Origin of the sequence: Streptomyces sp. NBC_01454, from assembly GCF_036227565.1 — a bacterium.
In the GTDB taxonomy this organism is placed as follows: Bacteria; Actinomycetota; Actinomycetes; order Streptomycetales; family Streptomycetaceae; genus Streptomyces.
Map to the genome: position 1 here is coordinate 1,648,500 of NZ_CP109460.1, position 20,419 is coordinate 1,668,918.

Annotated in this window: 17 protein-coding genes; 6 read left to right on the forward strand and 11 right to left on the reverse strand. The window is 70.8% G+C overall.

All coding sequences use genetic code 11. From position 1 onward, the window contains the following. Positions 1-172: 172 nt before the first annotated feature. The 3 genes from OIU81_RS07095 to OIU81_RS07105 all read left to right on the forward strand — a co-directional run bounded on the left by OIU81_RS07095 (position 173) and on the right by OIU81_RS07105 (position 4,345). A complete protein-coding gene (locus OIU81_RS07095; RefSeq protein ID WP_329144974.1) occupies positions 173-1,834 on the forward strand; it encodes a PucR family transcriptional regulator in 1,662 nt (553 codons plus the stop codon). Positions 1,835-2,200: 366 nt separating this feature from the next. Next, positions 2,201-3,055: a hypothetical protein gene (locus OIU81_RS07100; RefSeq protein ID WP_329144976.1), complete on the forward strand. Its 855-nt coding sequence runs from the start codon at positions 2,201-2,203 to the stop codon at positions 3,053-3,055. Between the two features lie 414 nt (positions 3,056-3,469). After that, complete coding sequence (locus OIU81_RS07105; protein ID WP_443073939.1) at positions 3,470-4,345, forward strand: hypothetical protein; 876 nt, start codon at positions 3,470-3,472, stop codon at positions 4,343-4,345. Between the two features lie 13 nt (positions 4,346-4,358). On the opposite strand, the gene OIU81_RS07110 is transcribed toward OIU81_RS07105, so the two are convergent. Beyond that, positions 4,359-5,054, reverse strand: coding sequence for a GntR family transcriptional regulator (locus OIU81_RS07110; RefSeq protein WP_329144978.1), 696 nt, complete (start codon positions 5,052-5,054; stop codon positions 4,359-4,361). Between the two features lie 234 nt (positions 5,055-5,288). Between OIU81_RS07110 and OIU81_RS07115 the strand changes: the two genes are divergently transcribed. Continuing rightward, on the forward strand, positions 5,289-6,128 hold the full coding sequence (locus tag OIU81_RS07115) for a (2Fe-2S)-binding protein (RefSeq protein ID WP_329144980.1): 840 nt from the start codon (positions 5,289-5,291) through the stop codon (positions 6,126-6,128). 263 nt (positions 6,129-6,391) lie between these two features. Here OIU81_RS07115 and OIU81_RS07120 read toward each other — a convergent pair whose 3' ends face one another. Next, positions 6,392-6,814: a hypothetical protein gene (locus tag OIU81_RS07120; RefSeq protein WP_329144982.1), complete on the reverse strand. Its 423-nt coding sequence runs from the start codon at positions 6,812-6,814 to the stop codon at positions 6,392-6,394. A gap of 365 nt (positions 6,815-7,179) precedes the next feature. Between OIU81_RS07120 and OIU81_RS07125 the strand changes: the two genes are divergently transcribed. After that, complete coding sequence (locus OIU81_RS07125; protein WP_329144983.1) at positions 7,180-7,860, forward strand: hypothetical protein; 681 nt, start codon at positions 7,180-7,182, stop codon at positions 7,858-7,860. Positions 7,861-8,644: 784 nt separating this feature from the next. Continuing rightward, complete coding sequence (locus OIU81_RS07130) at positions 8,645-9,826, forward strand: type III polyketide synthase (RefSeq protein WP_329144985.1); 1,182 nt, start codon at positions 8,645-8,647, stop codon at positions 9,824-9,826. 55 nt (positions 9,827-9,881) lie between these two features. Here the strand turns inward: OIU81_RS07130 and OIU81_RS07135 are convergent, their stop codons facing one another. From OIU81_RS07135 to cysC, 9 genes are all read right to left on the reverse strand, one after another. Then, a complete protein-coding gene (locus OIU81_RS07135; protein ID WP_329144987.1) occupies positions 9,882-12,044 on the reverse strand; it encodes an ATP-binding SpoIIE family protein phosphatase in 2,163 nt (720 codons plus the stop codon). Between the two features lie 718 nt (positions 12,045-12,762). Next, positions 12,763-12,873, reverse strand: coding sequence for an ATP-binding protein (locus tag OIU81_RS42280; protein WP_443074126.1), 111 nt, complete (start codon positions 12,871-12,873; stop codon positions 12,763-12,765). Between the two features lie 459 nt (positions 12,874-13,332). Further along, positions 13,333-14,580, reverse strand: a complete 1,248-nt coding sequence (locus OIU81_RS07140) for an MFS transporter (RefSeq protein WP_329144989.1) — start codon at positions 14,578-14,580, stop codon at positions 13,333-13,335. Between the two features lie 42 nt (positions 14,581-14,622). Continuing rightward, positions 14,623-15,549, reverse strand: a complete 927-nt coding sequence (locus OIU81_RS07145; RefSeq protein ID WP_329144992.1) for an ABC transporter permease — start codon at positions 15,547-15,549, stop codon at positions 14,623-14,625. Beyond that, a complete protein-coding gene (locus tag OIU81_RS07150) occupies positions 15,536-16,330 on the reverse strand; it encodes an ABC transporter ATP-binding protein (RefSeq protein WP_329144994.1) in 795 nt (264 codons plus the stop codon). The genes OIU81_RS07145 and OIU81_RS07150 overlap by 14 nt, the downstream gene beginning before the upstream one ends. A 35-nt stretch (positions 16,331-16,365) precedes the next feature. Then, positions 16,366-17,505 carry an aliphatic sulfonate ABC transporter substrate-binding protein gene (locus OIU81_RS07155; protein WP_329144996.1) on the reverse strand — a complete coding sequence of 380 codons (1,140 nt, stop codon included), beginning with the start codon at positions 17,503-17,505 and terminating at the stop codon, positions 16,366-16,368. 2 nt (positions 17,506-17,507) lie between these two features. After that, positions 17,508-18,869, reverse strand: a complete 1,362-nt coding sequence (locus tag OIU81_RS07160) for a sulfate adenylyltransferase subunit 1 (RefSeq protein WP_329144999.1) — start codon at positions 18,867-18,869, stop codon at positions 17,508-17,510. A 2-nt stretch (positions 18,870-18,871) separates the two neighbouring features. Continuing rightward, a complete protein-coding gene (cysD, locus tag OIU81_RS07165; protein WP_329145000.1) occupies positions 18,872-19,786 on the reverse strand; it encodes a sulfate adenylyltransferase subunit CysD in 915 nt (304 codons plus the stop codon). Positions 19,787-19,801: 15 nt separating this feature from the next. After that, the gene (gene cysC, locus OIU81_RS07170) at positions 19,802-20,341 is read right to left on the reverse strand and encodes an adenylyl-sulfate kinase (RefSeq protein ID WP_329154947.1); all 540 of its coding nucleotides are present in this window, start codon (positions 20,339-20,341) and stop codon (positions 19,802-19,804) included. Positions 20,342-20,419 lie beyond the last annotated feature (78 nt).

Genomic DNA, 20,419 nt, shown 5'->3' on the forward strand with positions numbered 1-20,419 from the left:
TGTGGTGGGCTCAGTGAACGCGCCCGGCACCCGTCCGGTGCAGTCACCGAAACCATGAAGCGGTTGGCTGGCCAGGCCACCCGTCTTGTAGATTCGAACGAAAGTCGAGGCTTGGAAACCTCGCGGCATTCCACCGGCAACAACCAGACAGCAAAGAACGGCGGGCGAGGTCATGCGGCTCCGCGTACTCCTGGACACCCCCACCCTGGGCCTCCGGCTCCTCGGGGGTGAGGACGAACTGGACCGCACGGTACGCGGAGTGATGACCACCGATCTGCGCGATCCCAGCCGCTATCTTTCCGGCGGCGAGCTGGTGCTGACGGGCCTGGCCTGGCGCCGCGAGCCGGAGGACTCCGAACCCTTCGTCCGCATCCTGGCCGCCGCGGGCGTCGCCGGGCTCGCGGCGGGCGAGGCGGAGCTGGGCTCGGTCCCGGACGACCTGATCCAGGCCTGCGCACGGCACCGGTTGCCGCTGTTCTCGGTGGTCGAGGACGTCTCGTTCGCCTCCATCACCGAGCACGTCGTCCGCCAGGTCTCCAGCGAGCGGGCCGGCGATCTGGCGGCCGTCGTGGACCGCCACCGGCGGCTGATGACGTCGGGCCCCGCGGGCGGCGGCCCGGAGGTCGTGCTGGACCTGCTCGGCTCCGACCTGGACCTGCGGGCCTGGGTGCTCTCCCCCACCGGTCGGCAGATCGCCGGCTCGACGCTGGCGGACGCCGGGCCGGAGCTCTCCGGTGAGCTGACCGCCCGGCTCGCCGGGGAACATCTGGCGGCCGCCCGCAGCGGCCGGCGCGGCCCGCACCGCGTCACCCTCGGAGGCCTCACCTACTCACTGTTCCCGGTCCGCCAGGAGGGCCATGACCTGCGCCGGACACTGCTGAGCGACTGGCTGCTGGCCGTCGAGGCGGACGCCGGCGAGTGGTCCGAGGAGCGGCTGGACCTGCTGCACGGCGTCACCCAGCTGATCGCGGTGGAACGCGACCGGCGCGATGCGGCGCGCACGGTGCGCCGCCGGCTCGCCCAGGAGGTGCTGGAGCTCGTCCAGACCGGCGCCGCGCCCGCCGAGATCGCGGCCCGGCTGCGGGTGGCCGCCCCGGTGCTGCTGCCCGGTCTGGGCACCGCGCCGCACTGGCAGATCGTGGTGGCCCGGGTCGAGTGGGAGGACGGCGACGTCCCCGGCGGCCCGGTGGCGCAGAGCCTGCTGGAGGAGATGCTGGTCGACCCCGGCACCGCCGGACCCGAGCCCTCCGACCGCATCGCCGTGGCGCACACCGGCGACGACGCGGTGGCACTGGTGCCGCTGCCCGTGCCGGACGAGTCCGGGGACTCCTCGGCGACGGGGCTGCGCGCCGCGGAGCTGCTCCGGCTCGTCCAGGAGCCGCTCGCCCGCGGGCTGTCGGACGACGGGCGGCTGACGGTCGGGGTGAGCGCCGCGGTGCACTCCGCGGAGGGCCTGCGCGGCGCCCTGGAGGAGGCCCGGCACGCCCGCCGGGTCGCCGCCGCCCGCCCCGGCCGGGTCTGCGCCGCCGGGCACGAGGAGCTGGCCTCGCACGTCCTGCTGCTGCCGTTCGTACCGGACGACGTCCGCCGCGCCTTCACCGCCCGTCTGCTGGACCCGCTGCGCGAGTACGACCGCAAGCACCGCGCCGAACTGATCCCGACGCTGGAGGCGTTCCTGGACTGCGACGGCTCCTGGACCCGCTGCGCCACCCGCCTCCACCTGCACGTGAACACGCTCCGCTACCGGGTGGGGCGGATCGAGCAGCTCACCGGGCGCGATCTGTCCCGCCTGGAGGACAAGCTCGACTTCTTCCTCGCGCTGCGGATGAGCTGACCGCGCGCCGCGCCGGTCCGTCGCCCGACGGCGTCCCGGCCGGCGCCCGGTGCCCCCGTCCGGCGGCGTCCCGGCCGGCCCCCTGCCCGCGGCCGGCCGGTGCGATCCGGCGGGCCTGCCTCCGCCGTTCGGGGTAACTCGATCGGGCGGATTCGCCTCGGCGGTGTCCGGCCCCGGCCGCCCGCGCTCACGCCGCAATACGCCCGATCAGGGCCGCGCGCCCCGTCCGGACCGCGCACCAGGTGATTGTGAAATCATTCACCCGCCCCCTTGGCCCGGCGACGGGATTCGTGCTGAGATGCGCGCACGGCTTCCGATTTCCAGCTCAATGGCGCGCTTGGGGAGGGCAATGTGGCGGATACCGCCATGCCAGAATCCGCGGATCCCGTGGATCCGGTCAGTTCCGCGGATCCGGTGCCGGTCACGGTACCGAGGCCCGCATCCGCACCGGACATACCAGCACTCGGCACGGTCGAGGGGGACGATCCCCTCGACCGTGCCGTTTGGCGACTGCGCTCCCGCGGCTGCTGGGACGACGCGGCGGCCCTGCTGGAGCCGCACGCCGTCCGTCACGCCCCGTCGGCGCTGCGCCGGGCGGCCCTGCTCGCCGAGCGCTGTGTGTTCACGGCCACCGGCTGGGCCGAGGCCGAGGACGCGCTGCGCACCGCCGAGGCCCTGGCGGCCGACGACGACGAGCGGGGCGGCGCGGCCTGCGAGCGCGGCCATCTCGCCTACGCCGCAACGGTCCTGGGCGTCCGGGACCGGGCCGACGAGGCGCGCTCGGCGCTCGGCCGGGCCGCGGCGCTGCTGGCGCCCGCAGCGGCCGGCCGCCCGCTGCTGGACTTCCGGCGCGGGCTGATGGCCGAGCATGTCGCCGACAGCCCGGACGCGGCGCGCGCCGCCTACCGCCGCGCGCACGCCGGCGCCACCGCGCGGGGCGACCGCCTGCTGTTGTCCTTCACCTGGCGCCACCTGGCCGGACTCGCGCTGCGGGACGGGGAGTTGGCGGAGGCCCGGCACGGTTTCGCCGAGTCGCTGCGGATCCGTGAGGAGCTGGGCTTCCTCATCGGCACGGCACCGGCCCTCGCGGCGCTGGCCGACGCCGCCCCGGAGGCCGACGCGGACCGGCTGCGCGCCGAGGCGGCCCGGCTGTTCCGTCTCATGGGCGGGGTGCCGACGTGGCTCGCGGACCATCTGTCCACGGCCGTGACGGCGACCTAGCCGGATGGCGCGCGGTACCCCGGCCAGGGCCTCGGGGAATCCGGTGACGGCCCACCACCCGTGCACGGCGGGTGGTGGGCCGTCGCCGTTCCCCGGAGGCGAAACGCACTCCTCCGCTTCCCGTCAACCCCCCTTACTCGGCCATGCCGGCACCCGCGCCGATTGGCTGGATCTGGACGGTCCCCGGGGCGGATCGGCCGGGGCATGACGGTTGCCGGACCGGCCGGCGGCCGACGCGCCTGGGGAACCGGGAGGTGGGACCATGGGGCGAAGGCCCGGGGTCGGGGTGTGTTCTCACGCCCCACAGACCCCGAGAATGGCCGCAAGTCGCACTGTGAGGCGGCGGCGGGGACAGGATGCTGGTCCGGGACCAGCTGAGCCCCCACCCATTGGCTCAGCCTTTCAGGAGGCCACATGACAGCAGGAGTGACCAACACGACCGCTGGAACCGACTGGGGCAAGGCGGATTTCGAGGCGATTTACAACTGCCCGGATCCCCGTCGGTACTTCACCACACTGCAGCCTCTGGACTACCAGATTCCGCACCACGGCCAAGCGGTGTTCCGCACCGTGACCGAGACTCTGCAGCGACACCGCAGCGACCGTCCACCACTCAACGTCGTCGACCTCTGCTGCTCATACGGGGTCAACGCCGCACTGCTCAACCACCGGCTGTCCCTCTCCGACCTCTACGACCGCTACACCACGCTCCGCCCGGACGTGCCCACGACCCGTCAACTCATCGACGAGGACCGCACGTTCTTCGCCAGCCTGCGCAGAGCCGAGTCCGTACGCATCACCGGCATCGACGCGGCGGACCGCGCCGTCGGCTACGCCCGCGAGGTCGGTCTGCTCGACCAGGGATTCGCGGAGAACCTGGAGATCGACGCGCCGAGTCCGGCGCTGCGGCGCGCGCTGGCGGACACGGATCTGATCACCGTCACCGGCGGCGTCGGTTACATCACCGCGCGGACCTTCGGCCATCTCTTCGACTCGGTCTCCACCCCGCCCTGGGTCGCCGCGTTCGTACTGCGGACGGTGTCCTACCGGCCGGTCTCCGCCCTGCTGGCCCGGGCCGGACTCGTCACCGAGAAGCTCCCCACCCGTACGTTCCGCCAGCGGCGGTTCGCCGACGGGGACGAGCGGCGGGGGGCGTTCGAGGCGCTCGCCGGACACGGCCTGTCCACCACGGGCAAGGAATCCGACGGCTTCTACCACGCCGATCTCTATCTCTCCCGGCCCGCCGCCGATGTCGCTGCGCTGCCCCTGGAGGAGCTGCTGCCCGACTGAGCCGGCCCACGGCTCAGTGCGGGCGGTGGGCCACCGAGACGTGCGCCCGGGCGATCCGCTCGACAACGGCGAACTCCTGGGCGCTCAGGGCGTCGAGCAGCGTGTGGTGTTCGGCGGCATCGGCCAGCAGCTCGGCCGTGCGCCGGGAGCCGGTGGCCGGCGGCCACTGGGCGCGGCGCAGCAGATCGCCGGTCAGCTCGGTGAGCCGGCGGTTGCCGGTGAGCGACATCAGCGCGTCGTGGAAGGCGTGGTCGGCCTCGGCATAGCCGACCCGGTCGCCGCCGGCGGCGGCCGCCACGCCCGCCGCGGCCAGCGGGCGCAGCTCCTCCCAGCGCTCGGGGGGCAGCGCCCGGGCCAGCCGGACGATCGCGGGCACCTCCAGCATCGCCCGGACCTCGGCCAGCTCGGCGAGGTCACGGGCGCTGCGCTCGGCGACCCGGAAGCCGCGGTTGGGCACGACCTCGACGGCGCCCTCCCCCGCGAGCTGCTGCATGGCCTCGCGCACCGGGGTCGCGGAGACGCCGTAGCGCTCGCCGAGCGCGGGCGCGGAGTAGACCTCACCCGGGGTGAGCTCCCCGTCCACCAGCGCACGGCGCAGCGCGGCCAGCACCTGGCCGCGGACGGAGTGCCGCCGGGGCACGGCGGGACCGGGCTGCGCGGGCACCCATGCCCGCGCACACGGCTGCGGTTCCGCTGTGCCCTGCTCCATGACGATTCCTCCTGACGTTCCCAGCACCATAGGCGGCGCGGGCCGCCCTGCAAATCCGCAACCGGCGACGGACGGCCCGGAGAGCCGTGCGGACCGGTGCGAGAACCGGTGCGAGGACTGGCATGAGGGCCGGTGTGAGGACCTGGTGTGAGGACTGGTGTGCAGCGCGTGCGGGTAAGCCCTCGGATAAGGTAAGGCTTACCTGCCAACGATCGCGATTCGGTGGTCTCCCGCATGACTCCAGCCCCCGCCGCTCCGCCTTCCGCCCACCCCGTCGCCGACGCCTACGCCCGGCTTTCGGCGGTCTTCCCCGGCCTGCGGGTGACCACCTGGGACGGGGCACCGCCCAGCGGCGACGGCTGGGTGTGCGCGGCCGGTCTCGCGGCCGGCGGCGAGACCCTGGAGACCTTTCTCGCCTGGGACGACGCACAGATCCTGCGGGAGCACGGACGGCGCGCCCGGCCGGACGTCGTCGCGAGCTTCGCCCTGCACCGCTACGCCTGGCCCGCCTGCCTGCTGATCACCATCCCCTGGTTCCTGCACCGCCGGGTCCCGCGGCTGCCCGTGCAGGACGTGTCCTTCCAGCGGGAGCTGGGACGGATGGCGGTGCGCATCAGCGCGTTCTGCTGCCTTCCGGACGATCCGGCGGCGGCGCTGCCCGGCGCCCGGGTCGTCCCGGACGAAGAGGCACTGCGCGCGGAGGTACGGGCCGCGGTCGGCGAGCACCTCGCCCCCGTCCTGGACGGCTTCGCCCCACGCATGCGCCGCGGACCGCGGGCCCTGTGGGGCATGGCGACCGACGAGATCGTCGAGGGCCTCTGGTACCTGGGACACCTGCTGGGCGAGGAGCCACGCGCGGTGGCCGCACTGCACCACCTCCTGCCGGGCGCCACCGCCCCCTACGTCGGCGCCGCGGGCTTCCGCACCCTGACCGCCCCGAACGGCACCCCACTACCCACCCGCGACCGCGCCAGCTGCTGCATGTACTACACCCTGCGCCCCGAGGACACCTGCATCACCTGCCCCCGCACCTGCGACACGGACCGCATCGAGCGCCTCACCGGAACTACCTGACCGCCGGGCGCTCTTGCGTGTGCTGCGCCTTCTGCCGGTTCGCCGAGTTGTCCCACCAGTACCCGTGGCAGCGGCAGCGGCAGCGGTGTTCGCCGACAGGCGGTGTTCGCCGGCCCCGGTCGACCAGCACCCCGACGAGTCCCTCGCCCAGGCGGCAACAATCCTCTGAGGCGCCGCATGCCGGTGCCCCCGACCGCGGGGTCGGGGGCACCGGCACGTCACCGGGGCGCACCAGGACCGACATGCCCGCCGCGCTGCCGACATCAGCGCACGTGCACCGTCACCACGTCAGAGGCGTGCAGACGCACGGGCTTCTGGTCGTGCTTGCTGGTCAGTCCGTACAGCACCGCACGGAATTTCAGGTCGCCGCGGCGCGCGGACGTGCCGTGTGCAGTGACCTGTGCATCCCCCTTGACCACGGCGCTGCAGTTCTCCTGGTGCCACCCCTGGCCGAAGCCGTTCTCCTCCAGGCACAGCTGATGCAGGTAGCCGGCGCTGTCATCGCCGCCGTGCGCCTTGACCGTGATGGTCTTACCGACATGCGCCGTGTGCGGCGCCGTGATGTCCACACCACCCTTGGCGAACGCCGGCCCGGCTGCCAGCGCCACCGAGGCCAGACCCAGCGCACCGATCACGGCCACACGGCCGCCCCGCGCCTTCATCCCGGTCTTCTTCGTCCTGGTCATTGGACTTCCCTCCCGTGGATCTCCCATATAACGAGACCCACCCCCTTACGAAGACGCCTGGTGCGCCTCGCTGTTCACCCAGACGAGCTTTCCGTCCCGCTCGTTGCACCCCGCCCGACGCCGTTACGAATCCACCACAAAGCCCGCCAACCATGCTGATCCCCCATCACCCCGAAGCGGCCGCTCGCGAGCGATCTATGCGAGGAACCTGCCCCGGTCGCAACGGATCTGACGGAACGTCGACGTCGACTGCTCATCCGCGTTAGCGGGCTGTTAGCGGAGCGGCAGCTTCACGATAGTGGCCCCGAGCAGAGTGGGTGACGTACCGAGGAACCACGACACCGACTGACCCCGGGGGACCCGAGATGAACTCCACCAGCACCGTCCGCACCGTTCGTAGCCGCACCCTGCGCGTGGCCGCCGCGACCCTGACCGCGGCCGCAGCCCTGGCCCTGACCGCCTGCTCCGGCGCGGACGCCGCCGGCGCGAAGTCGGCGGGCCACACGAGCACGAACTCGGCCGCCGCCGAGTCCACCGCCTCGGGCTGGTCCGGGCTGCAGAGCTCCGACGCCAAGGCGGACGTCACGGGCAAGCAGTCGGGCAGCGCGCACGCCGCCGCGGCCAGGGCGGCGTCGCCGGTCCGTACCCAGCGTCTGGCGGACGGCGTGAGCAAGGCCGAGATCTACAAGCTCGGTGACCAGCACTACCGTGCCAAGATCGTCGCCCGTGGTGCGGTCCTGGCCACGCTGGAGACGAAGGGGCACGACGACGGGCTCGACGCCAACGACATGTTCGTCACGCTCACACTGGACGGCCAGGTGCACTCCTGGATGGGCGGCGGACACCAGGGACCGGGCACCTTCACGCTCGCGGGCGGCTGGACCGCCAAGGTCACCAAGCTCGGTGAGCTGCGCTACCGCGCACAGATCATCGGCCACGACGGCGTCGCCGCCACGCTGGAGACCCACCAGCACGACGTCGGCCTCGACGCCAACGGCATCTACATCGTGCTCAGCAACGGCGGCATCATCAGCGCCCACGCGTAACAGCCCACCCGGCCACATTCGTCAGCCCCATCGGCTGACCACCTCGGTACCGCCCTGGACATGGGGCAAGAACATCTCTGAGCAGGACCAGCTCGGAAAAGCAAGGAAAGCAAGGAAAGCCGTCCGCTGCCCCGGTGTGACACACCGGGGCAGCGGGCTTTGCGCTTCACGGTTCGTCATGTCGACGTGCCTTCGGCTTCGGCTTCGGAATTCCTGTCGTGATCGATCGGGGAACCGTTCAGCAACTGCCCGTCCGATGCCCCCGCGATGTCCTCGACTTCTTCGACACCGTTGAACGGTGCTTGCGTGCCAGGGTCTTGAGACCCTCGGCGGGCCCTGCACCGAAGGGATGGCGCCCCAGTGCCGCGGAGGCGACGACAAGTCCCCAGGCGCGGTTTCAGATCGTGGTGAACCGATCCCGGCGGCGTGAATTGCCTCCACCGCTCGGTCGCGGAGAGTCTCTCTGGTCGAGTGGTCCGTGCTGCCAGGGGCGGGAGTCGCGGCTCCGGCAGCAGTGACCAGGCAGCTCCTTACCTGACGGACAGTCAGGCCAGATCTGCAGAACCGCCCCGAGGGCCCCGCTTCAGTGGTGTGTGCCGTGTCACGCACCTTAAAGGCCGCCTAAGTTGCCTGCATCACAGCGGAAATGTCCCTTTAGTGTCCATGCTCGCAACGGATAACGGATCCCGAAGTGGACCCATCGGCAACCTCGTGGGCGCGAAGCCCAAAGTGACGCATGACACAGCACTCGCGACACCCCTCCCCCCTTGGAAGGCGCCCCATTATGTCCGCTTACCTCTGCCCTCCTGCCGTGATACACGGCGAGCACACCGTGGAGACCAGCCAGATCGTGACGGAGGTGCGCGACCGGCATCCGCACGCGGCGTGGGCGCCGCGGATCGACGGCATCGCGGCCGGCACGGGCATCGAGACACGCGGGTGGATGCTGCCGCTGGAGGCCGCCGTCGCGCCCGGCAACGGCGGCCTGCGGGCTGTCGGCATCGAGTCGGCGCAAGAGGCGTTGGCACGCGACGGGTTCACCCAGCAGGACGTGGACCGCGCGATCGCCGCACTTGAGGCGATACCCGCGCCGCAGACCGTCCAGGAGCGCACCGCGCCGGCCTGGGAGGCCGTGCAGTCCTACGGAGAGCGTGCGGCGCGCGGGGCCCTGCAGATCGCCGGGCTGGACGCCGCAGACATCGACTGCCTCATCACCAGCCACTCCACCACCCCGGCGCTGCCGGGGCTGGACATCACCCTGGCCAACAAGCTTCCGCTCCGCAACGACGTGATGCTGCTGCCGGCCACGCAGTGGGCCTGTATAGCGGGGACCCGCTCCCTGGCACTGGCGGCGGATCTCGTGGCCGCGGACCCCGACCGGGTGGTCCTGGTCGTGATCGCGGAGGCGCTGAGCACGACCTACCAGCCCGCGGACGACACTCTCGAGTCCCTGATCGTCCGGTTGCTGTTTGCTGACACCGCGGTCGCCGCGGTGGTCACGGGCCGCCCGAGGCGCGAGTCGGTACTGCGGCTGGACACCGCCTGGCACCACACCCTGCCCGGCACCCAGGACCTGCACCGCCTGGATACACGGGCGGACGGCACCCACTTCGTGATGGACCGGCGCGGGCCGCGCGCCGTACAGGCGACGGTCACCGCGATGTGGGAGTGGCTGCGCGTCAAATACCAGGACGACCCCGACTCCTGGCACCCCGACGTGCTGCTGGCGCACCCCGGCGGGACCCGGGTGCTGGACTATATGGAGCAGACGATGCCCGACGCGTGGCCGTCGGGACTGCTGGACTACAGCCGGGACAGCTACACCAGCGGCAACCGCGGAGGCGCCGCCGTGTTCGACATCCTGCGGCGGGCACACGACGCCGGGCAGAAGCCGGGCAATCGCGCCGTCCTGTACGCGGCGGCACCGGGCCTCACCGCCACCGCCCTGGAAGGGAAGTGGCTTTAGGGCAAGCCCTCGCCGCGCTCCCGTACGCCGGCCGCGCCCCCGCCCCTCAGCCGCGTCACCTCGCGACTTCCCCCCAGACCACCTTGCCGGTGTCCGTCCACCGCACCCCCCACCGGGTGGTGAGCCTGTGCACGACGTGCAGGCCACGACCGCCGTCGTCGAGGAGACCGCCCCGGCGCAGACGTGGCCTGCCGTTGCCGGTGTCGCCCACCTCGCACAGCAGGCCGTGACCGGCCCTGATCAGCCGTACCGTGAGGGGACCGGTGGCGAAGCACACCGCATTCGTGACCAGCTCGCTGACCAGCAGCAGCACGCTGTCCCGGGTGTCGTCCCTGGTGCGCCATTGCCGCAGCAGCGCGGAGACCTGCGCGCGGGCACGGGCGGGGGCGTCGTCGCGGGCGGGTAGCCGCCAGGTCGCGGTGTCCCCCGTGCGGTAGCCGATCATCCGCGCGAGCAGCAGGGTCACATCGTCGCGCTGGCGCACGGGTGCCAGCGCGGAGACGACGTGCCGTGCGGCCTGCTGCAAAGCGTCCCAGGGGTGCACCCTGGACACGGCGTCCGCCAGCCTGCCGATGCCCTCGTCGATCGACACGGCCGGATCCTCCACCAGGCCGTCGGTGTACAGGGCGAGCAGGGAGCCCGCGGGTGCGCCGAACGTGTGCACCTCGAACGGCTCCCGCAGCGCGAACTCGGCGCCCAGGCCGGGGTGAGGGCGGACCGTGAGCGGGCCCGCGTGCCCGTCCGGGGAGACCAGGACCGGGGGGAGGTGGCCGGCGCTGGACAGCGCCATATGGTGGCTGACCGGGTCGTAGAGGGCGATGCAGCAGGTCGACCCGAGGGCGCTGTAGCCGGCCGCCAGCCCGGACTCCGCTTCGTCCATCAGCGTCACGGTTTCGTCCAGGTGCTCCAGTACCTCGTCGGGCGCGAGCCCCGCGGACAGCAGCGCGCGGGCCTCCATGCTCAGCTGACCCATGGTTGCCGCGGCTCCCAGGCCGTGCCCGACGACGTCGCCGACCACCAGCGCGGTACGGCCGTCCGGCAGCGGAAAGCTGTTCACCCAGTCGCCGCCGACGCCCGCGCTGTCGGGCGTGGCGGGCCGGTAGATGCTGGCGATGTCGATGGTGTCGCCGCCGGTCCGGGGCAGCAGCCGACGCTGCAACGCCAGCACCTGCGTGTGCTCGCGCTGGTGCTGACGGGCCAGGTCGACATGGTGGGCGGTCCTGGCCACCAGTTCCTGCAGGTCGAACAGCTCGCTGTCGCGGAAGGGGCAGTCCGCCCGCCGCCAGACCTCCGCCACGCCCAGCACGACGGGCGGCGCGCGGTCCAAGACCAGCGGTATGCATGCCACACCCGCCGACCGGTCGCCGGGCACCAGGGCACGCATCACGCGCGGACCGCCGAGTACCCGCTCGACCGCCTCCCGGTCGGGTATGACGATGGCCTGCGGGGCGTCGTCCCGCCATACCGCCTGCGCCAGCAGGCGACTCGCGTCGCTGGGAAGATCGTCGCCCGGGGTCACGTAGCCCTCGGGCCACGCCCGGTCCGGCACCAGGGCCGCCCGCCGTAGCCGGATGCGCCCCTGCCCCTGCCCGGTGACGCCCTCGCCCGTCCACACGGCAAAGTCAAGGTCAACGGCGGCCACGTCTCCCCAAGCCAGCAGGGACTGCGCCAGCGACTGCGCGGTGTCGCCGATGTCCAGCGAGGTGCCGATCGCGGTCTCGGCGGCGTACAGGTGCAGCCTCCTGGCCATGGCGATCACGGAGACGGTCAAACCCTCCTGAGGCGCCGCGGCGGGCAGGATGCTCATCGAGGCCACCAGCTCCGACCCGTCGCCGCGCCGCAGCCGCTGGATCCGGGCGACGTGCGCCTCACCGGACTCCAGGACCTGCTGCAACCGCCGGGTGACCGTCGGTACGTCTCCGGGGGGCAGCAGATCGACGAAGGGACTCCCGGTCACGGCGTCCAGACCCGCGAATACGGGGGCGTCCAGATTGCAGCGGGTGATTCTCAGATCCCTGTCCAGGTTGACCGCGCCGAGGATCTGATCCTGACGGCTGACTGCCGGGTCGTCGGGTACGCGTCGGCGGGTGGTGCGGTCGCCCTGCGCGGGGGCAGGCCCGGCGGCCGCGGCCGCTCCGCCGCGTGGGATGTAGCGCCCCAGGGCGCCGCTGACCAGGTCGAACGACGAAGAGGACGAGGGCGAGGGTGTGGAGTCCATGCGGCTCTCTCAGCAATCCCCGGCGCAGCGCCGGGGTCGTACTCGGACCCGTGCGACGGGGCCCCGAGATCCCTGACCGCACACTTCATTGAATAACACCGGGGGTCGCTTCGCCCACGCCGGCGAATCGCGCGCGGTGAACGCGGACAGTGAGGGACATGCCACGGTCGGTGGGGCCGTGCTCACTTTGCCGGGGCCGTCGCCCGCCGGCCTGCGACGACGCCGCAGGGCCACGGCGCCGGCACCGTCGACTCTGATGAGGCCCCCGCACGTACCGCTGTGCCGGGCGATCGGTGCCATGCCGTGGTGATCTACCCGACGCAGCCCGCGCGCCGCCCCGGCACGTCCGCCTGATGCGCTGAGCTGGACCGAGGGCAGGGCGAGACGGTAACGGCGCGGACGTTCCATGTTCCCGCCCGCTCGGAGCAGGAACGCTGTCTTCATCCCGCAGACGCGGGTGCCCAGGGCGGAAAAAGCATCCTGAAGATCATCGAGGACGGCCTCCAAGCCCACGACGGCTTCGCTGTTCGGACCGCTCACCGAAGCAGCATTGCGCCGCACCGCTGAGGCCGTGCGGCGGCTCGGCCGGCTTCAAGAAGATCCGGCCACACTGACGGACGCCCAGCCGCGCAATGAGGTGCGTCGCGTCGGCGGCCTTCGAAAGCTGACCCAGTGCTCGACTGCGAACGTGGAGCCCCGCCGCGTCAGTTGATGTTGATCATTCCCCGGTGGTGGCCGCGGGAACCCGTCCGAGGCCGCGGCCGCGCATGCGGTAGCTGTCCCCTTTGACGGAGATCACTTCGGCGTGGTGGACGAGGCGGTCGAGGATGAGCGGGGCTTCTCGATGACATGTGTGCCGCTGGAATGCCGCGGCGGTGACCTCGTGTCGTCATCAGCCCTGGAGGGCGTTGGCCAATGGACGTCTCACGGACAGCCCGACCGGTGCCACCCCCGCACGTCGCGGCGGACGGGTCCTGCCGCCCTGTGGGGGGGCGCTACTTCCTCATCGGCCATCCCACCATCGCCCGCGCCCGCGAGCGCTCCGGAGCACCGCCCGGAACTGCCAGTACCCCCGTACCTCACGGGCCAGTCGCCACTCGCTCGTCCCTGGCGCCGGAGGAGTCGGGTTGCCGAGAGTACGGGCTCGGTATGCGTCGAGCAGATACTCCTGGATCACGCTCATGTCGAAGTCCTCCTTCTTGGGTGATGTTTCCGTGCGGTCCTGGTAGTTGCCGGGAGGGAGCCGTTCCGAACCGGCCGTGTCAGGAATCCGCTGCCAGGATGGTTCTCAGGGCGCATCAAGAGAGCTTGCGCTGCGCCTGAGCAGTGAGTAGCCGAACAGCAGGATGAACCCCAGGGCGAGGCATCCACCCCAGAGGGCGCCGTGTCCAACGCCGGAGTAGACGGCGGTGCCCAGGAGCGGTCCGGTCAGCGTGGAACCCGAACGGGCGAGGGTGAAGGCTCCCTGATACTTGCCCTGTGCCCCGGCAGGTGCGGCTTGCGCCACGATCGCTTGCGGCACACCGGCCATGGATGCCTCGCCGAAGGACCACGCAACGACGGTCAGGGCGAAGGTGAGAGGCGTGTTCGCCAGCCCGGTGAGCGAGAGACCGCAGCACAGCAGGAACGCGGCGCCTCCCATCACCAGGTACGGGTTGTACCGCTCCAGCCGCGCCGCGATCCAGGGCTGGAAGAGCACGATGACGACGCCGTTCACCGCGATCACCTCGCCGTAGACCGAGGCCGGGAGCCCCGCATCCCGGATGGACAGCGGAAGAGTGACGTACGCCTGCTCATAGACGGTTGCGTACACCAGAACCAGAGCGAGCAGGGCAAGCATGAAGCGATTCCGAAGAACGGCTCCGTATCCGATGGAAGAGTCAGACTCCTCCTTCTTCACCGCCACGTCGCGCGGGACGAAGAAAAACATGATGACGGCGAAAATGGCGCATGTTCCCGCGTCCACCGCGAACAGGAGAGTATATCCCGCAGCTGCCAGAAATCCTCCGAGCGCAGAGGCTGCGGAGAAGCCGAGGTTGATCGCCCAGAAGATCAATCCGTAGGCCCGCGCCCGCTTTTCGGCGGGGATGATGTCAGCGATCAGGGCTGCGGAAGCAGGCCGGTAGATGTCTGCCGCGACGCCCGCCAGGAACGCCGTGATGAGCAGGCTCGTCCAGCTGCGGGCGCACCCCAGCGCCGCCAGCGTCAAGGCTGCCAGCAGCATGCCCCCGACCATGGTGTTGCGTCGCCCCAGGCGGTCGGCGGCCCATCCGCCGAGCAGAGGACCGATGAGCACGCCGGCGCCCCAGGTCGCCGCGATGACACCTGCCTGCTGTTCCGTCAGGTGCCGCACATTCGTCAGGTAAAGGAGCAGGAACGGCTGTACAAACGTACCGAGTCGATTGACGAGGATGCCCGACCACTGGAGCCAGAATTGCTTCGGAAAGCCTCTGAACATTGCCGCCACGCGGCCCGAGGCCCCCACGGCCTCCTCGGCGACCACGGTTCGTTCGTCTGTGTCCGGGCGTGTCTTCAACGCCTTGCCCCTTTCTCTGGTGAAGGACGAATGAGCGGACGGTTAGCTGGGGCCGACGTCCGGGAGCAGCCCGCGGCGGCACAGCACGCGGCGCTCGATCGGGGCGAATATCAGCAGCTCGACGCCCATGCCGACGGCCAGGATGAGCACGATCGCAGCGAGCACCAGCGACATATCGGAATTGGTCCGGCCCTGGTCCAGGAGCTGGCCGAGGCCCGTACCCAGATCGGGCGAGGTGGCAATGAGTTCGGCGGCCATCAGCGACCGCCATGAGAAGGCCCAGCCCTGTTTGAGCCCAGCGAGGTAGCCAGGCAGCGCAGCCGGCAGCAGCACATGGCGCACGCCTCTGAGCCCGTTGGCGCCAATCGTGCGGCCCACGCGCACGAACAGCGGTGGAACCTGCGACAGGCCGGAGGCCAGCCCGTTGGCAATCGATGGCACAGCCCCCAGCAGGACCACCGTGTAGACGGCGGTGTCGGTGATGCCGAACCAGATGATCGCAGCGGGCACCCAGGCCACCGATGGCAGAGACTGCAGGCTCGACAGGATCGGCCCGATAGCCGCGCGCAGTAGCCGGAACCGCGCGACCAACAGGCCCAGCGGCGTCCCGATCACGAGAGAGGCGGCGAAGCCCAGGGCGCCGCGCGAGACACTCACCCACACGTAGGAGAGGAGGGTGCCCTCCAGCCATTTCTGCCGCAAGGCGCGGCCCACGTCCGACGGACTCGGCAGCTGGTAGTGCGGCTTCACCTCGCAGTGGAAGGCAAGCTGCCATGACGCCAGCACGATCAGGATCGCGATGGCCGGCGGCAGAGCCTTGGACAGCAGCGTGCGTAGTCCCAGAGGACGGCCCACCGCATAGGGCTCCATCGCGTCCAGCCCCGCCTCCAGCCCCGCCTCCAGGTCGGCGGTCTCGTCGCGGTGCGCCGCGGTAGCCCCTGAGCGCGGGACGGCATCAGTGCTGGGCATGGCGGCGGATCTCCCCACAGAGCTGTTCGGTGATCTCCACGGCGAGCCGGGAGACGGCGGCGTCCTCGATACGACGGGGCTGGGGAATATCAACAATCCACTGGTGTGCGATGCGTCCGGGGTGCGAGGACAGCAGCACGATGCGCTGACCGAGCCGTATCGCCTCACGGACGTTATGGGTGACGAAGACGACCGACAGGTTCGTCTCCCCCCAGATGCAGGTCAACTCGTCGTGCAGCACATCACGGGTGATGGCGTCCAGCGCGGCGAACGGCTCGTCCATGAGGAGCAGTTCACTGTTCTGCGCGAGCGCCCGGGCGAGCGCGACCCGCTGCCGCATGCCACCGGAGAGCTCATGCACCCGTTTCCCATGCGTGCCCTTGAGGCGGACGAGCTCCAGCAGGCGCTGGGCTTCGTCACGGCGGTCTGCGCGCGGCATTCCGCGCAACTGCAGAACCAGTTCGATGTTCCTGCCGACGGTGAGCCAGGGGAACAACCCGTGCTCCTGGAACATCAGGGCGGCCCGGCTGCCTGGCACATGGAGGCTCCCAGCCGTGGGCCGATCCAAACCGGCGAGGAGGTTGAGCAAGGTGGACTTGCCGCAGCCGGAGGCACCCAGGAGGCAGACGAACTCGCCCGGCGCGACATCGACCGTGATGTCGTCCAGTACGAGCTCCTGCGCGCCGGGGCGACCGAAAGACTTCGAGACATGGCGAAGACGCGCTGCGTAGGCATCCGCGCCGGTCGCGGTGGCCTGCGGGGGCATCGTGGAGGTCGTCATGGGTGTCACTTCCTGGAGAGCGTGCGGTGGCGCGACTACCGGGCATCGAGCCCGGCGGCGCCGACCTGCGGTTTACCCTCGGTCTTCAGTAATTTGTCGAGCAGGCGCAGGTCGTAAATGCCTCGCAGATCGGGCTTCTTCAGCAATCCGATCCGCTCGGCATGCTTCGCTTCCTCCTTGAGGGTGGGGGCCAGAGGATCGTCGGTGACGTCGATGTCACCGAGGGCCGACCTGAGCACCTTGCCTGGGAGCGGAGCGCCTGCCACCTTCGGATTCCGGAGCGAAGCGTTAATGGCTTCTGCCGCCCCCGTGGGGTGATTCCTGATCCAGGCGTTGGTCCGAAGCGAGCCGCGCAGCACAGCCTCCACTGCCTTGGGGTGCTGCTGGAGGAAGCGCTGGGAGGCGATGATGTTCGTGATGACGAACTGTCCGTTCCTCCAGAGCCGTTTCTCGTCCACCAGCTTCCGGCCGCCCTCGGCGACCAGCTCGGATGCGACCGGTTGCGGTACCCAGGCGCCGTCGATCCGGCCCTGCCGGAAGGCGTTGAGGATTTCCTTGTTGTCCAGTCTTAGGACGCTGACGTCGCCCCTCCCCGTCGCCGGGTCGACGGTGAAGCCCTTTCTGCCCAGATAGTCGAGAAGAGCCACGTCCTGGGTGTTACCTCGCTGGGGTGTGGCGATCCGTTTGCCCTTGAGTCCCTTGACCGATCTGATCTTCTCGCGGTTGACCACGAAGGACGCACCGCCCGAGGACGCCCCTCCGATGATCCTGAGATTGCGCCCGTGAGATCTGACGTAGCCGTTGATGGCGGGCGACGGACCGATCCACCCGATATCGATCGTCCCCGCGTTGAGCGCCTCGATCTCCGAGTTGCCGGCATTGAACACATACGGCTTGACCTGCGTGCCGCCCAGCGCCCGCTGGATGAAGCCCTTTTGTCGGTCCACCAGCGGTGTCGCATGCGTGACATTGCCGAAGTAGCCGACCCGCACGGAGTCCAGGCCGTCGACCCTCGGCCCCTTGGGGGCCACCTCCTGTGTGCTCTTCGGCGCCTCGGATCCGTAACCGCACGCGCTGAGCACGCAGGTGAGGACGCAGCCCATGGCCGCGGACACCAAACGGCGTACGGCAGCTGAGCCGTGCCGCTTGTCGGCGTCACGGCGGGACACCCTCATCCTCATGTCCGGGCCCGCATCTGCCGATCGTGTCCGTTGTTCCCCGACCAGCCGTGGCAGTCCGTGAAGGCGTGGCCGGCCATCCCCGCGGTCAGCGTCGTGCCGTCCGCCGGGTCGATCAGCAGGAACGAGCCGGTGCGGCGGGAGTCGGCGTAGGCGTCCAGGGGAAGCGGCTCGGCGGTGCGCACGAGGATCCGGCCGATGTCGTTGGCCACCAGCTCACCGGGCTCCGGGTGCGGGGAGAGGTCGTCCAGCGTCAGCCGGGACGGGATGTCCTTGACGATCGCCTTGACCGTGCGGGTGGCGTGCTTGAGCAGCACCCGGTCGCCGACCTTCAGCGGCCGGTCCGCCACATGGCAGATGGTCGCTTCGATGTCCTGCGAGACGGCCGGCGCGGTGGCCGTCGGGGCGATCAGGTCACCGCGCGAGATGTCCAGGTCATCGGCGAGCCGGACGGTGACCGACTGCGGCGCCCAGGCCGCGTCCACGCTCCGGCCGAGCGCGTCGATCGCCTCGATGGTGCTCGTGCGGCCCGAGGGGAGCACGGTGACGGCGTCGCCGACGCGCAGCACACCGGAGGCGATCTGGCCCGCGTAGCCGCGGTAGTCGGGGTGCTCGGCGGTCTGCGGACGGATGACGTACTGCACCGGGAAGCGGCCCGGGTCATCCGAGGGGTCGGCGACGACGGACACCGTCTCCAGGTGCTCCAGCACCGTCGGGCCGCCGTACCAGTCCATGTGGGCGGACGGCGCCACGACGTTGTCGCCGGCCAGCGCCGAGATCGGGATCGCGGTGATCTCCGGGACACCCAGCGAGGCCGCGTAGGTCGTGAACTCCTCGGCGATGGCGGCGAAGACGGGCTCGGCGTAGTCGACCAGGTCCATCTTGTTGACCGCCAGCACCACGTGCGGGACCCGCAGCAGGGCGGCGACCGCGGCGTGCCGGCGGGTCTGCTCGACCACGCCGTTGCGGGCGTCGACCAGCACCACGGCCAGTTCGGCGGTGGAGGCGCCGGTGACCATGTTGCGGGTGTACTGCACATGCCCGGGGGTGTCCGCCAGGATGAACCGGCGCCGCGGGGTGGCGAAGTAGCGGTAGGCGACATCGATGGTGATGCCCTGCTCGCGCTCGGCGCGCAGTCCGTCGGTCAGCAGCGCCAGGTCGGGCGTGTCCTGCCCGCGGCCCAGGGAGGCGCGTTCGACGGCCTCCAGCTGGTCGGCGAGCACCGACTTGGAGTCGTGCAGCAGCCGTCCCACCAGCGTGGACTTGCCGTCGTCGACGGATCCGGCGGTGGCGAACCGCAGCAGCGAGGCGGCACCCGCGTCGACGGCGTCGATCGCGCCCGGGTTCGTGGTCGTGCTCATGGTTAGAAGTACCCCTCGCGCTTGCGGTCCTCCATGGCGGCCTCGGACAGCTTGTCGTCGGCCCTGGTCGCGCCCCGCTCGGTGAGCCGGGACGCGGCGATCTCCGCGATGACCGCCCCGATGGTGTCCGCGTCGGAGTCGACGGCACCGGTGCAGGACATGTCGCCGACGGTGCGGTAGCGCACCCGCCGCGTCTGAAGGCTCTCGCCGTCCTTCGGGCCGCCCCACTCACCGGGCGCCAGCCACATGCCGCCGCGCCCGAAGACCTCGCGCTCGTGGGCGTAGTAGATGGCGGGCAGTTCGATCTTCTCGCGGGCGATGTACTGCCACACGTCCAGCTCGGTCCAGTTGGAGAGCGGGAAGACCCGCACATGCTCGCCGGGGGAGTGCTTGCCGTTGTAGAGCTGCCACAGCTCGGGGCGCTGCCGGCGCGGGTCCCAGCCGCCGAACTCGTCGCGCAGCGAGAACACCCGCTCCTTGGCGCGGGCCTTCTCCTCGTCCCGGCGGCCGCCGCCGAAGACCGCGTGGAAGCGGCCCTTGTCGATGGCGTCCAGCAGCGGGACCGTCTGCAGCGGGTTACGGGTGCCGTCCGGGCGCTCGCGCAGCTCACCGCGGTCGATGAAGTCCTGCACGGAGGCGACGTGCAACCGCAGACCGTGCCGCTCGACCGTGCGGTCGCGGTAGTCGAGGACCTCGGGGAAGTTGTGCCCGGTGTCGACGTGCAGCAGCGAGAACGGCACCGCGGCCGGCGCGAACGCCTTCAGCGCGAGGTGCAGCATGAGGATGGAGTCCTTGCCGCCGGAGAACAGGATCACCGGCCGCTCGAACTCGCCCGCCACCTCGCGGAAGATGTGCACCGCCTCGGACTCCAGGGCGTCCAGGTGGGAGGAGGAACGGCCTGTGAACTGCGATTCCATTTCTTGTTGCATCATTCAGACCAGTCGCTCTTCGAGGAGGTACTCCAATAGGACGGAGGCCGATTCGGCCACCGACTGGCTCTGCGTGTGGATCCGCAGATCGGGCGACTCAGGCGCCTCGTACGGGTCGTCCACGCCGGTCAGCCCGGAGATCTCGCCGGCCGCCTGCTTGGCGTACAGCCCCTTCACATCCCGCTCGGAGCACACCTCGACCGGAGTGGCCACGTGTACCTCGACATAGGGCGTCCTGGATGCGGCGTGCCTCTCCCGTACGGCCCGGCGACCGTCGGCGAACGGCGCGATCACGGGGACGAGGACGGTGACACCGTTCCGCGCCAAGACCTCAGACATCAGCCCGATACGTTCCACATTCGCGTTACGGTCCCGCCGCGAGAATCCGAGGTCCGAGGAAAACGTACGGCGCAGTTCGTCTCCGTCGAGGACCTCGACGCGGCGTCCTTCGCTGCGCAGACGCTCTGCCAGTGCGGTGGCGATAGTGGTCTTGCCTGCGCAGGGCAGACCTGTCATCCACACGGTCACCCCGCAGCCACACATACGTGGCGGGAGCGGCGTATTACGGCTGGTTGCCGAGTGCTCGTGCCTCAACTTTCCTTGCCTTTCCCTGCGTTCGGT